The sequence below is a fragment of the Colwellia sp. MB3u-55 genome, from assembly GCF_014076785.1.
Classification (GTDB): domain Bacteria; phylum Pseudomonadota; class Gammaproteobacteria; order Enterobacterales; family Alteromonadaceae; genus Colwellia_A.
In genome coordinates, this window is record NZ_JACGUS010000102.1 from 105,616 (window position 1) to 119,097 (window position 13,482).

The 13,482-nt window shown below is 37.8% G+C and carries 14 protein-coding genes and 1 tRNA gene; 7 read left to right on the forward strand and 8 right to left on the reverse strand.

Annotation, left to right across the window (positions count from 1 at the left end; all coding sequences use genetic code 11):
- Positions 1 to 5: 5 nt before the first annotated feature.
- The 4 genes from rpmI to H4J66_RS06370 form a co-directional block, all read right to left on the reverse strand.
- Positions 6 to 200, reverse strand: coding sequence for a 50S ribosomal protein L35 (rpmI, locus tag H4J66_RS06355; protein WP_070373745.1), 195 nt, complete (start codon positions 198 to 200; stop codon positions 6 to 8).
- 214 nt (positions 201 to 414) lie between these two features.
- Positions 415 to 969 (reverse strand): translation initiation factor IF-3, encoded by a 555-nt coding sequence (gene infC / locus H4J66_RS06360; protein WP_070373746.1) that lies wholly within the window; start codon positions 967 to 969, stop codon positions 415 to 417.
- Between the two features lie 115 nt (positions 970 to 1,084).
- The gene (gene thrS / locus H4J66_RS06365; RefSeq protein WP_070373747.1) at positions 1,085 to 2,995 is read right to left on the reverse strand and encodes a threonine--tRNA ligase; all 1,911 of its coding nucleotides are present in this window, start codon (positions 2,993 to 2,995) and stop codon (positions 1,085 to 1,087) included.
- A 140-nt stretch (positions 2,996 to 3,135) separates the two neighbouring features.
- Complete coding sequence (locus H4J66_RS06370; RefSeq protein ID WP_182172005.1) at positions 3,136 to 4,779, reverse strand: NAD(P)/FAD-dependent oxidoreductase; 1,644 nt, start codon at positions 4,777 to 4,779, stop codon at positions 3,136 to 3,138.
- 141 nt (positions 4,780 to 4,920) lie between these two features.
- Between H4J66_RS06370 and fdxA the strand changes: the two genes are divergently transcribed.
- The 6 genes from fdxA (at position 4,921) to H4J66_RS06400 (ending at position 9,644) form a co-directional block, all read left to right on the forward strand.
- On the forward strand, positions 4,921 to 5,250 hold the full coding sequence (gene fdxA / locus H4J66_RS06375; protein ID WP_182172008.1) for a ferredoxin FdxA: 330 nt from the start codon (positions 4,921 to 4,923) through the stop codon (positions 5,248 to 5,250).
- A 62-nt stretch (positions 5,251 to 5,312) separates the two neighbouring features.
- Positions 5,313 to 6,197 (forward strand): fructosamine kinase family protein, encoded by an 885-nt coding sequence (locus H4J66_RS06380; protein WP_259369067.1) that lies wholly within the window; start codon positions 5,313 to 5,315, stop codon positions 6,195 to 6,197.
- Positions 6,198 to 6,325: 128 nt separating this feature from the next.
- Positions 6,326 to 6,547 carry a CPXCG motif-containing cysteine-rich protein gene (locus tag H4J66_RS06385; protein WP_182172011.1) on the forward strand — a complete coding sequence of 74 codons (222 nt, stop codon included), beginning with the start codon at positions 6,326 to 6,328 and terminating at the stop codon, positions 6,545 to 6,547.
- Positions 6,548 to 6,696: 149 nt separating this feature from the next.
- Positions 6,697 to 8,058 carry an MATE family efflux transporter gene (locus H4J66_RS06390; RefSeq protein ID WP_182172015.1) on the forward strand — a complete coding sequence of 454 codons (1,362 nt, stop codon included), beginning with the start codon at positions 6,697 to 6,699 and terminating at the stop codon, positions 8,056 to 8,058.
- 102 nt (positions 8,059 to 8,160) lie between these two features.
- Positions 8,161 to 8,237 (forward strand) — tRNA-Val (locus tag H4J66_RS06395).
- 165 nt (positions 8,238 to 8,402) lie between these two features.
- Positions 8,403 to 9,644: an integrase domain-containing protein gene (locus tag H4J66_RS06400; RefSeq protein WP_182172018.1), complete on the forward strand. Its 1,242-nt coding sequence runs from the start codon at positions 8,403 to 8,405 to the stop codon at positions 9,642 to 9,644.
- A 449-nt stretch (positions 9,645 to 10,093) separates the two neighbouring features.
- Here H4J66_RS06400 and H4J66_RS06405 read toward each other — a convergent pair whose 3' ends face one another.
- Positions 10,094 to 10,510, reverse strand: a complete 417-nt coding sequence (locus tag H4J66_RS06405) for a LexA family transcriptional regulator (protein WP_182172021.1) — start codon at positions 10,508 to 10,510, stop codon at positions 10,094 to 10,096.
- 319 nt (positions 10,511 to 10,829) lie between these two features.
- Here H4J66_RS06405 and H4J66_RS06410 point away from each other — a divergent pair, with 319 nt between their 5' ends.
- Complete coding sequence (locus H4J66_RS06410; RefSeq protein ID WP_310650628.1) at positions 10,830 to 11,444, forward strand: DsbA family protein; 615 nt, start codon at positions 10,830 to 10,832, stop codon at positions 11,442 to 11,444.
- Positions 11,445 to 11,680: 236 nt separating this feature from the next.
- On the opposite strand, the gene H4J66_RS06415 is transcribed toward H4J66_RS06410, so the two are convergent.
- From H4J66_RS06415 to H4J66_RS06425, 3 genes are all read right to left on the reverse strand, one after another.
- Complete coding sequence (locus H4J66_RS06415; protein ID WP_182172024.1) at positions 11,681 to 12,394, reverse strand: hypothetical protein; 714 nt, start codon at positions 12,392 to 12,394, stop codon at positions 11,681 to 11,683.
- A gap of 106 nt (positions 12,395 to 12,500) precedes the next feature.
- Positions 12,501 to 12,890, reverse strand: a complete 390-nt coding sequence (locus H4J66_RS06420) for a hypothetical protein (protein WP_182172027.1) — start codon at positions 12,888 to 12,890, stop codon at positions 12,501 to 12,503.
- Positions 12,891 to 13,006: 116 nt separating this feature from the next.
- Positions 13,007 to 13,402, reverse strand: a complete 396-nt coding sequence (locus H4J66_RS06425) for a hypothetical protein (RefSeq protein WP_182172030.1) — start codon at positions 13,400 to 13,402, stop codon at positions 13,007 to 13,009.
- Positions 13,403 to 13,482 lie beyond the last annotated feature (80 nt).

The window sequence follows — 13,482 nt, forward strand, 5'->3', positions numbered from 1 at the left end:
TCCTATTAACCGTGACGTAAAAGTTTTTTAACTGACTTAATGTCAGCTGCCGAAATCATGCACTTAGCACGAAGATGACGTTTAACTTTAGTACGACGCTTAGTCAAGATATGACGAAGGCCAGCTTGTTTGAACTTGTAGCCAGAGGCTGTTTTTTTAAAGCGCTTCGCAGCACCTTTGTTAGTTTTCATTTTAGGCATGAATATTACTCCGCATTCATGTTTGTGCTATTACACATAAACATTGCCATTGAAATTTAGCAACTTAGGCGAAAAACTTAACGCGTTTATTTAAGGATAAAAAAAAATAAACGTTAGTTTTTACTTTCAGGCCTAAAGTTACCCGTTAAAATCAATAATGGTGAACTTATTTTAATTTGCATCAAACTAAGTTACTTGAAATACCGGTTATTGATTATTTTTTAGGTGCTAGTACCATCACCATTTGTCTTCCTTCCGCACGACGCGGGAAGAATTCAAGTACAGTTAACTCTTCTAAATCGTTTTTAACGCGAGTTAGTAGTTGTAAACCGAGTTCTTGGTGAGCCATTTCACGACCACGGAAACGTAAAGTTACTTTAACTTTATCGCCACCCTCTAAAAAGCGCTTCAGGTTGCGTAGTTTTACCTGATAGTCGCCTTCATCTGTTCCAGGACGGAATTTAATTTCCTTAACCTGTATCTGTTTCTGGTTTTTGCGTTGTTCTTTTTGTTCTTTAGCTTTTTCATAGATAAACTTACCGTAATCCATAACACGGAGTACAGGAGGTTTAGCCGTAGGGCTTATTTCAACAAGATCAACACCAGCTTCGTCAGCTTGATCCATTGCTTCATCTAATGTGACGATGCCACCAGGCTCTCCGTCAAATCTAATCAAACGAACTTCATTATCAGCAATACCTGTAATTAACTCATTTAAACGATGTGCTGGCTCTTTTTGCCCGCCTCGTTGTCCACCTTTAATAGCCATGTTCCTCCAAAGAACTTTGTTCCGAGTAGCTGGTGTTATTTTTAACTTAACAACTACTCAGATTAATAAAATATTTTGATGTATGTTATAAACGTTATTATAAGTAATTTAAACGCTAACTGCGAGAGTTAACTTCTTCACTTAGTTTAGAAATAAAGTCATCAACAGACATTTTGCCTAAATCTTCACCACTTCGCGTTCGAATAGCGATTTCGCCTGCTTCCATTTCTTTGTCACCAACAACTAACAAATATGGAACACGCTTCAAAGTGTGCTCGCGGATTTTAAAGCCTATCTTCTCATTTCTCAAGTCTAGTTTTACTCTAAATCCACTTTCTTTTAGTTTTTTAACAACTTTTTCACAATATTGACCCTGTTTGTCGGTAATATTCATCACAGTTGCATGAATTGGAGATAACCAGGTCGGAAACTTCCCGGTAAACTCTTCAATCAAAATTCCAATAAAACGCTCAAGTGAACCTAAAATAGCACGATGAATCATCACTGGGATGTATCTTTCGTTGTCTTCACCAACATAAGTTGCGCCTAAACGCTCTGGTAAAGCAAAATCGAGTTGCACTGTACCACATTGCCAAGCACGACCTAAACAATCCATTAAGGTAAATTCAATCTTAGGACCATAAAATGCTCCTTCGCCTGGCAAATATTCAAATTTGATGTCGCTGTCGGTTAATGCTTGTGCAAGACCCGCTTCAGCTTTGTCCCAAATTTCATCACTACCAATGCGATTTTCAGGACGCGTTGATAATTTAACAACAACATCTTCAAAACCAAATGAACCATAGACATCGTATACCATCTCGATACATTTTTTTACTTCGGCTTGAACTTGTGACTCCATACAGAAAATATGAGCATCATCTTGAGTAAAACCACGAACGCGCATTAAGCCATGTAATGAACCTGATGGCTCATTACGATGACAACAACCAAACTCAGCGATACGTAAAGGTAAATCGCGGTACGATTTCAAACCTTGGTTGAATATCTGTACATGACCTGGACAGTTCATTGGTTTTATCGCGTATTCACGCTTTTCAGACTCAGTGGTGAACATACCGTCGGCATATTTCTCCCAGTGACCTGATTTTTCCCAAAGGCTTCTGTCCATCATCATCGGAGCTTTAACTTCGTCATAATCATATTCATGTAATTTTTCACGAATAAATTTCTCTAACTCAGTGTAAATTGTCCAACCATCGTTATGCCAAAACACCATGCCTGGTGCTTCTTCTTGCCAATGAAATAAATCTAGTGTTTTACCAATTTTACGGTGATCGCGTTTTTCAGCTTCTGCTAAACGAACGATATACGCTTTAAGTTGCTTTTTATCAGCCCAAGCTGTGCCGTAAATACGTTGCAACATTTTGTTGTCAGAATTACCACGCCAATAAGCACCAGCAACTTTCATCAATTTAAAATGATGACAATGACGCATACTAGGTACATGAGGACCACGACACATATCAATGTATTCTTGGTGATGATATAAAGCAGGTGTATCTGTTTTCTCGATGTTTTCATCAAGAATTTGTAATTTGTAGGTTTCACCACGCTCGGTAAACGCATCGTAAGCGTCTTGCCATGAACCTGTTTTCTTAACAACTTCATAACCAGTGCGCGCTAGTTCAGTCATACGTTTTTCAAGTTTGACTAAATCGTCTTCGGTAATTGACTCTTCAAGGTCAATATCATAATAAAAGCCATTATCAATCGTTGGTCCAATCGCCATTTTAACATTGGGATATAACTGCTTAATAGCATGCCCTAGTAAATGCGCACAAGAATGACGAATAATTTCAAGAGCTTCGTTATCTTTATTAGTGATAAGTTGTAAAGAAGCATCTTGGGTAATTAATTCACAAGCATCAACAAGATTTCCGTCGATACGACCCGCGATGGTTGCTTTAGCAAGACCAGGTCCTATGTCTAAGGCAACATCCATTACCGATACTGCATTGTCGAATGAACGTTTTGAACCGTCAGGGAGAGTGATAACAGGCATTAATTTTCCTTTATTTCAGTGGCGTCACACACAAAGTGACGCTTGAATATATTTTTAATAATATAAACTATTTCTTTTGGGAAATATTTGAGGTCGCAAATATAGGGGAATTCCCCTTTATTTGCAATATAAAGACAGACTTATCTTTTAGCCATCATTGCTAGTGCCATCGCTTCTGCGACTTTAATACCATCAATACCCGCTGATAATATACCACCTGCATAACCAGCACCTTCACCAGCCGGATAAAGACCTTCAACATTAATGCTTTGCAGTGACTCTCTATCACGGGTAATTTGAATAGTTGATGATGTTCTTGTCTCAACAGCCGTTAATGTCGCATCATTCATTGAAAAACCTTTTATCTTACGTTCAAAGGCAGGTAATGCTTCACGAATAGCGGCAATGGCGTAATCAGGTAAGGTTTCACTTAGGTCGCAATATTTAACGCCGGGCTTGTATGAAGGGCTAACTTCGCCATGCTCACCGCTTTTACGCCCAGCAAGAAAGTCACCCACCAACTGCACTGGCGCATCATAATTTTCACCACCGAGTTTAAAGGCGGTTTCTTCTAAACGGCGTTGAAATTCAATACCCGATAATACATCTGAAGGGTCATCTTTATTAGCAAAGTCGCTAGGTTCAATACCAACAACAATTGCGCTATTCGCATTACGTTCATGACGCGAGTATTGACTCATACCATTAGTCACTAAACGCCCTTCTTCTGATGCCGCTGCAACTACAGTTCCGCCAGGACACATACAGAAGCTGTAAACACTTCGACCATTATTACAATGGTGTACTAATTTATAATCTGCAGCGCCTAATATTTCATTACCGGCATTGTCACCAAAACGTGCATCATCAATAACTGATTGCTCATGCTCTATGCGAAAGCCAACTGAAAAAGGTTTAGCTTTGACCGAGACTTTATTTTTAACAAGCATTTCAAAGGTATCTCGTGCGCTATGACCTACGGCTAAAGCAACATAATTGGTATCAATACGTTCGCCACTGGCCAGCGTTAAGCCATTAATACGTTTGTGTCCATCAGTACCTTGCTCTTCATCAAAATGAAATTCGTCAACGCGTTGTTCAAAACGAATTTCACCACCAAGCGCAATAATCTTAGCGCGCATTTGCTCAATCATAGTAACGAGCTTAAAGGTACCAATATGCGGTTTACTCACAAATAAAATTTCTTCAGGCGCGCCTGCATCAACAAATTCATGCAGCACTTTACGGCTATAATGTTTCTTGTCTTTAACTTGGCTATAGAGTTTACCATCAGAAAAAGTACCTGCACCACCCTCACCAAATTGTACATTAGATTCAGTATTGAGTATTTTTTTGCGCCAAAAGCCAAAGGTATCTTTAGTACGTTGACGTACTTCTTTACCGCGCTCTAAAATAATCGGCTTAAATCCCATTTGAGCAAGTACTAATCCGATAAATAAGCCACATGGACCAAAGCCAATAACAACAGGTCGTTGTGATAAGTCTTCTGGTGCTTGGGCAACAAAATTGTAGCTCATGTCAGGGCTTACTTTTACTTGGCTGTCTTTAGCAAATTTTTCAAGTAATTCTTCATTAAGGCAAGTGTCTACATCAAGCGTATAAATCAACACTATTTTTGCTTTTTTACGTGCGTCATATCCGCGCTTATGAACCGTAAAATCAATTAGCTGATCGTCAGAAATTGATAATGTATCTAGAATAGCCAGTTTTAAATCAGCTTCTTCATGATCAAGCGGCAGTTGGATATTTGTTAAACGCAACATAGTGAGCGGTTCCAAAAAGAGAAAAGGGAATTTTTCGGCATTTTACCTGAACATACCTCTCAGTTAAATCAACAATTGAAATTATTGCTAAGCTAGGTATGATCAGCTCGAAAATATTTCATCTCATCAAAAGAGTACGTTATGGCATTTGTAGTTACCGACAATTGTATAAAATGTAAATACACCGACTGTGTAGCAGTATGCCCAGTGGATGCATTTTACGAAGGTCCTAATTTTTTAGTCATCAGTCCTGAAGACTGTATTGATTGTGACTTATGTCCGGTTGAATGCCCCGCAGGCGCCATATATCATGAAGATGAGGTACCTGAAGATCAAAAAGAATTTATCGAACTCAATGCTGAGTTAGCTAAAGTATGGCCGAGAATAACCGAAGTAAAACCCGCACCTGGCGATGCACAAGAATGGGATGGCGTACCCAATAAAATAGCTCACTTAATTATTGAGAATTAAAATCAGCTCAGCAAAATAAACACATTGCTCAATTATTAACTATACTCAGACAATCAGGGTCAATGAATAATTGGTGCATTATGTGGCAATCTATTGAGCAAGCAATCAAAACTGAAACCGGTGAGCAATTCACTATTGAAAAAAAGCGCCTTATTTCAACAAGTGAAAGCAATTTAGCTTACCAACTCAGCAATAAGCAACATCATTACTTTATTAAAATTAAAGATAAGAATCACTTCAGCCATTTTGAATCAGAAGCTTACGCCCTAAATCAAATACGTTCTCTTAAACAAATCACTTGCCCCGAAGTTATAGCATTAGGAAGCACCCTTGATAAAAGCTTTATTGTGCTTGATTACATTCCATTTTCACACGCTACCGAAAAACATTGGTATAATTTAGGTGCACAACTCGCCTTGATGCATAAAGGTTCGTCACATGGACAATTTGGTTGGCAACACGACAATTATATTGGCGACACTTTACAGCCGAACAACTGGCGTAGTAATTGGAAAACCTTCTTCGCAGAACAACGAGTTGCTTGGCAATTACAATTACTGAGCGAAAAATCAATAACTCTGGGTAACATTGACTATATTACTGATATTTGTCACGACGCATTAAATCATCACGACGTTAAACCTTGCCTAGTTCATGGTGACTTATGGATGGGTAACTTAGGTTTCACAGACTCTTTATCAGTCATTTATGATCCCGCTTGCTATTATGGTGACCGAGAAGTCGATATTGCGATGACCGAACTATTTGGTCAACTACCTTATGATTTTTATCAAGGTTATCAAGATATCTTCCCCCTTGTTGAAGGGTATGAACAACGAAAACTCATTTATAATTTTTATCATATCCTAAATCATGCAAATCTATTTGGTGGTATCTATATTGATCAATCGAGAGCTTTGTTATCTCGAATTTTATCATTACATTAATGTTAAAATAAAATTGATTGCACACAGTAAGTTAAATAATTTAGACAACTTTATTTTTATTTTGTTAGCGATTTTTGCAAATATGAACATACTTAATCATCAGTAACCAAAAGAATCTAGGAGGCAAAATGTCCCAGGAATCAAGCTTACAAGCGATAAAAGAAAAACGTATTAGCTGCCCTCATTGCGGTCATCACTTACATTTATCTTTAGATACATCGGCTGGTGATCAAGATTATTACGAAGAGTGCCCTTCTTGTTGTCGAGATATTCACTTAAATATGCATATTGATGAATACCGCCAAAAAATTCAATTAGCGATAGACAGTGATGACGAACAAGTTTTTTAGTAATTATTACTCGTGTTTTCGCTTCACCATTGTTTTTTATAAAGGCTAAATTCACTAGAGAAACATTGCACAACTGCTTTAAACCTATATCATTCTCATCTTGATCATTTTTCTTCTTAAAATGATGGTTTTATAAGCACTTTTCCCTAATGAATATTACTGACTTTAGAAAAAACACCAAAAGCCTAATGAAATTGGCTTATCCTATTTTGATCGCTCAACTTGTACAAACCCTAATGGGATTTGCAGACACGGTGATGGCTGGTCGAGTGAGTGCTACCGACATGGCTGCAGTAGCGGTTGCTAGCAGTGTTTGGCTACCCTTAATACTAACTATATATGGTTTAGTCATGGCACTTGCTGCCATAGTATCGCAACTTGCTGGAGCAAAAAAATTCCATTATGTTGCCAAAGCGACCTATCAAACCGCATGGATAGCATTAACCTTAGGTCTGTTGTTGATCGTTCTATATTATGCGATCACCCCCTTAGTCATTGAACAAATCCCACTAGAAAGCCATTTAAAACAATTACTTTTTGATTACTTAGGCTATATCGTTTGGGGGGGGCCAGGTTTTTGTTTATATCTTGTCTTAAGAAACTACTCTGAAGGTTTATCGCATACCAAACCAACAATGATTATCAGTATCATAGGTTTGTTAATTAATATTCCGGCTAATTATATTTTTATCTACGGTGAGTTTGGCATGCCTGCACTAGGTGGTGCCGGTTGTGGTATCGCCACAGCTATCGTTTATTGGGTTATGTTTGTCTCGATGTTTATTTATTGTTACGTATCAAAAAAATTAAAACATGCCTCTTTATTTGAACGTTTTTACTGGCCAAACTGGCTAGAAATAAAAGAAATACTGACGATCGGTTTTCCTATTGCAATGTCATTACTGTTTGAGGTGAGTTTATTTGCCGTAGTCGCCATTATTCTGGTGCCCTTTGGCGCAGAGGTTGTTGCAAGCCATCAAATAGCCATTAACTTTTCAGGCTTAGTATTTATGGTGCCATTAAGTTTAGCTATGGCCGTGACTATACAAGTGGGTTATGCCGTTGGTAATCATGATTTAGCTAAAGCGAAAGAAATATGCAATTATTCACTGATATTATCACTTGTTATTGCGGTTGGTACTGCACTATTAACGATTGCTTTACGCTACCCCATCGCAGAAATATATACGCTAGATAGAAAAGTGATTGAGTTAGCCGCTAGCCTCATGTTTTTAGCTTCTTTATTTCAGTTTTCCGATGCAATACAAGTTATTTCTGCGGGAGCATTGCGAGGCTATAAAGATACACAGTCTATTTTATACATTACTTTCTTTTCATATTGGGTCATTGGCTTAAGTTTAGGGCTGATTTTAGGGTTAACCAACTGGATAATTGACCCGATTGGTCCTTATGGTTTTTGGATTGGTATAATTTTTGGCTTAACAACCGCAGCTGTATTATTAGCTTGGCGACTCAGTATCATTCAAAAAAGAGTCGAAATGGCGCATTAATAAGCAAACAGTTAATTATTTAAATTGAAATACATAAAACTGCTTGCAACTAACATTTCATATCGATAATATGACGCCCGTTGGTTGAAGCAACTAACAATTGCTCGCTTAGCTCAGTTGGTTAGAGTACTTGCATGACATGCAAGGTGTCACTGGTTCGAGTCCAGTAGCGAGCACCAAATTAGGGTTCATTAAGAACCAATAAAGACCGGAATATCCCAATTTAACAGGGTATTCCGGTTTTTTTATGTCCTAAATAGTTTTATGCCGTTCCGTGACATCAGCACTTTTTAGGAGTACTTTTAGGAGTACCAGACCAATCTATCAAGTTGCAGTACTCCAAAATGGCAAAATTAACAAAACCACTAACCAACACAGAAGTAAAACAAGCTAAACCAAAAGACAAACTATATAAGCTTAGTGATGGCGGTGGTTTATTATTAAGAGTGAAACCCAACGGCTTTAAGACTTGGGTGTTTGATTACTATAAACCTCATTCCAAATCACGCACCACTATCGGTTTTGGTACATATCCTGAAGTTTCATTAGCTGACGCTAGAAAAAAACGTGAAGCTGCTAGAGAGTTAGTAGCTAAAGGTGTCGACCCCAAAGAACATAAAGACGACAAGCATCGTGAGCAATTACTTGCCGCCAACCACACCTTAGAAAGTGTAGCTACCAATTGGTTTGCTATAAAACAAACTACCATTGCAGAAAACACAGCTAAAAGTTTATGGCGTAAGTTTGAAAACCATGTATTCCCTAAATTAGGCCACCGACCCATTGATAAAATATTAGCACCAGAAGCTATAGAGGCTTTAAAACCATTGGCAGCTAAGGGTAATTTTGAAACGACAGGAAAAATAATTGGCCACTTAAACAACGTAATGAATCACGCTGTTAATATCGGCATATTACACCACAACCCCTTATCAGGTATCCGTAGTGCATTTCAAACAGCTAAAGCCACCAATATGCCAACCATTCGCCCGCATGAATTAGGTAAACTAATGAAGGACATCAGTTACGCTAGTATTATGCTAACAACTCGATGTTTAATTGAGTGGCAATTGCATACCATGACCCGCCCTAGTGAAAGTGCAAAAGCTGAATGGTCTGAAATAGACTTAGACAATAAGTTATGGATTATCCCTGGTGAGCGTATGAAAATGCGAATAGAGCATAAAGTGCCTCTTACACCACAAACCATAGAGATATTAGAGCGATTAAAACCACTCAGTGGTCATCGAAAGTATTTATTCCCTTCATATACCGATCATAATAAGCATTGTAATACTGAATCAGCAAACAAAGCCCTAGGCCGCATCGGATATAAAAACAAACTGGTAGCTCATGGGTTACGAGCACTCGCGAGTACCACGTTAAATGAGCTGGGGCATGACCCTGACGTCATTGAATCAGCATTGGCACATTTAGATAAGAACATAGTTAGACGAGCTTACAATCGCGCTGAATACCTTGAGCGTAGACGTGTGTTAATGTGCTACTGGTCACAACACATTGAAACTGCTGTAAATGGCAAAATCAGTACTGAAGATAACATCAAACATTTAAAAGCTGTTTAATAATGCAGAAATACAAAATGCAAGGCAAATATTTCCACAAAAACAATCCTTTTTAGCATTATATCTTAGGAATATCTCGCCACTAACTCGTGTAACTTGGCGATAAAAGTCTCGTTTCGTATGCCGTTTGTTGCTTGTTCCTTCAACGGCAACAACCTAATGGCCGGAGAGTTTTTGAGACGTGTAATCAAGTGTAAGAGTTTACCTAAAGCAACACACTCCGGCAAACGTTCTTCCCACCGAACTTTTTTACTAAGGTCATGTGGATACTCATGCCAGTCATCGATCAAGTTGCCGCAATTTTGTAACCTGAAGAAACGACTCATCTATTGGATAAAATATACTGGTCAGCACAAGTGAAGTCGTAATTATTAATTAGCACTACAACTGGCTTTCTTCGGATTAAGGGGTCAAACACCTTCTCTGCTGACATATAGTAATAAGCTTCATCAACTAAAGCATACATTCGATAACTCTCTTGTTTTGCGGTGTATGCGTATTGATCGCGTAACGATGCCCTCAACTTGAAATTCATCATCGGCTGATATAGTTACGGGCTTATGCAAGGGCGAAGCTGAGAGAAGTTGTGCTTTATCCTTATCAATCAACTTGCAAGTAAAGCAGCCATTATAGTTTGCAACAATAACATCGCCTTGTTGTAATTTTTCAGCTCTGTCTACAAGCAACAAATCTCCATCGAAAATGCCAACACCTTCCATCGAATTACCCTTTGCTAGCCCGATAAATGTAGCATCAGGATGTATGATCAATAGTTGATCTAATGATAAGCCAAGCTCTTTATACTCGGCAGCAGGTGATTCAAAGCCAGAGATACCTGCTTCAATGTTCAAAGGAATAACTTTCATAACAATAACCACTGTAAATTCATACAGTATAGCAGGGTTATTATAAATATTGCGCATTTCTTGTGTTGGTATTGGGTGCGTTAGTTTCCCGAAGACATTTCTCAGGTTCGCCAGCACATTTTAAAACGGCCTAAGTAATTTGTTTCATTAAGTAATTATTAATACCTATATCACTTATGCCACAATATAGTCATTAGCATTTAAATAGACGACAACAAAAAAGTACTTATACTGGTGCATTAAATCACTTCACGAAATGTTAGTTAGCGTTCTTAATTTAGAACGTTTGTATTAACCCAAGATTGCCTAGGAGTAACTAGTGTCTGACTCTACTTTATTTTATGTACATGACCCAATGTGTAGTTGGTGCTGGGGATATCGCCCTCAATGGGAACACTTACAAGCAGCTTTACCAGAATCAGTTTCGGTAAAGAATGTGGTAGGCGGTCTTGCGCCAAACAGTGACAAAGTTATGCCTTTAGCCCAACAGAAAGCGATAGGCGGTTACTGGAAAAAAATTGAAGGAATGCTTGGTACTCAATTTAATCACGATTTTTGGCAGAAAAATATACCACGTCGATCAACTTATCCCGCTTGTCGATCTGTCATTGCTGCGCGATGGCAGAATGCAGAAGAGAAAATGATAGCGGCTATACAAGAGGCTTATTATTTAAAGGCCAAAAACCCTTCAGATACTAAAACACATCTTCTGTTAGCGGCTGAGTTGGGGCTTGATTCTGATAAATTTTCAGCAGATTTCAGGTCAGAAAAGTTAGAAAAAATTTTTATGCAAGAGTTGCAGTTTGCTCGTAGCTTACCTATAAACGGTTTTCCGTCAATGGTGTTACAACATCAGGATCAAGTATATGTTATTCCGCTTGATTATAAAGATTATCATGGTGCTATAGAGGTAATAACCGAAATCATTGCCTAACGTTGTGTTAAGCATACCCTGATAAACGACTCTGTCGTATACAGACATGTACGTATCTATATATTCGCCCCCCATGATCTACTGTTATATGGATCGGAGGGGTAATGGTCTTGTTTTGCCACACAGCGGACATTAGCACTTACTGGCTAGAATTGAATTCAGATTAGTTTTTGTATCGATAACGCCCACTTAAGCCGACAAGAATTGTTGGTTAAAATGTGTAGCGAAAGCCGAACCTAACCAACTGTTTTTGTTCCGTTTGAAGTGCTTGTTAACTGGCTTACACATCTATTAATTTCATTACCAACCCGCACAATTTGGGGTCTTATGTTTTTTACAATATTGTTAGTAATGTCAGAATTCCATTTTTTGGGAAATACATTGCCTTTACGCATAAACCCAGTAACCACGAGATAATCCTTGATATCAGCAGTGTGCCTAACTTGAATTAATTGCCGATGCTTACTTTCATTTGTATATGCGGCGATATATTTAAAGCTTTCGCTTTCTATTAATTCATTGATCGTTTTTGCCAAATCTGGAAAGTCACCACTTTTAGCTAACTTTTCTGAGATTGTATAGAGATAGTGATTTTTCTTATCGCCAATTAAAATTAAATTTATTAAATGAGCAAGCATTTCAGAGCAACAATGTAGGCTTTGAATTATAAAATCTAAATTAATAAGACCTTTAAACCTAGCATGAGATATCTCAGCATCTACATTATCTTCAGCAACACCGAATACTTGATCAATTAGAATATGCTCATCCAGCCCCATACTTTCGATAACATTTCTAACACTTGAATCAACTTGTGTGATTGCAATACTAATTAATTTAAGTCTTTCTGGAATTGCAAAAATGCACTGTTCAATATTAAGAAGCTTTTCCTCACAAGAAATCTTCGATTTGCATAAGCTCAATAACTCTTTATTTGACCATGATGCCATGAACACTCCGTGCCAGTTAACGCCCTATTAAGCGGCGCGAAATTGTTGGCTAAAATTGCGAGGAACGAAGCTAGCCAACTGTTTAGCGTCCGTCTTGAATAGCTTGTTATGTAGCATTTCTAGTTATACCACGAAATTTACCAGCGATGAATATTGCCACTAAAATAGATATTACAGTAAGAGGTAAATCAATAAACCATGTTGGAGAAATATATACAGTTTGCATGAGTAAAGAAACGATAAATGTAGCCACAACAGAGCTTATGACTTCTGTTAGTGAAAGGTGTAATAAAACATTAGATTCTTGTGCTTTAGCAAATAGAGTAAGAATAATTGAACCAACAAAAAATGAAGGTAATTTGAAATAAAGTAACAAGTCAATTCCTTCTTGCTTATCTAAATTATCTGCTCCAATTAACAAAGTGGTTAACGTACTCAATAAAGTGAGTGCCACAAAATGGAAAGCTGAAAATTTGATTATACGCGACCAGTTCAAAATGCTTCCTTGCTACATAACGCCCCGTTAAGGGGAAATTTATTGTTGGCTAAAATGTTGAACGGAGTGAAAACAGCCAACTGTAAATTTTCCCTCTTGAACGGCTTGTTATAGCGCTACTTTAACCATCTATATATTAACCAATAAGTTAAAGCCACAACTAAGGAGCAAAACATAAATATACCTAACCAATTTAAACTTAAATGCCACCTCAAATGAAAATATAGAGTGGGTATCAGACTAATTGGTAAAACATACTGTAATTTAAACAACCCAAATTTTTGCAATACAACGGCTGAAATAGAACCAAACACTATTGTAATCGGATATGCATACATTAGAGTTAGAACCGAGAATGCAATTACAAGCTTAAGCTCTTCAAAATTAAACATTGCTGGATTAGATGCATAGCTATATATATTTCCAATTATGCTAATTACAGGCACCAAAATAACAGGACTTGCTAAAGCCGCTCCAATATTTCTTTGTGACTGACTAGATAATTTCATCATGCGCTATAACGCCCCATTAAGAGGCAAATGATAGTTGGCTAAAATAAGCGACGAAGGAGCAAATAGCCAGCTGTTATTTG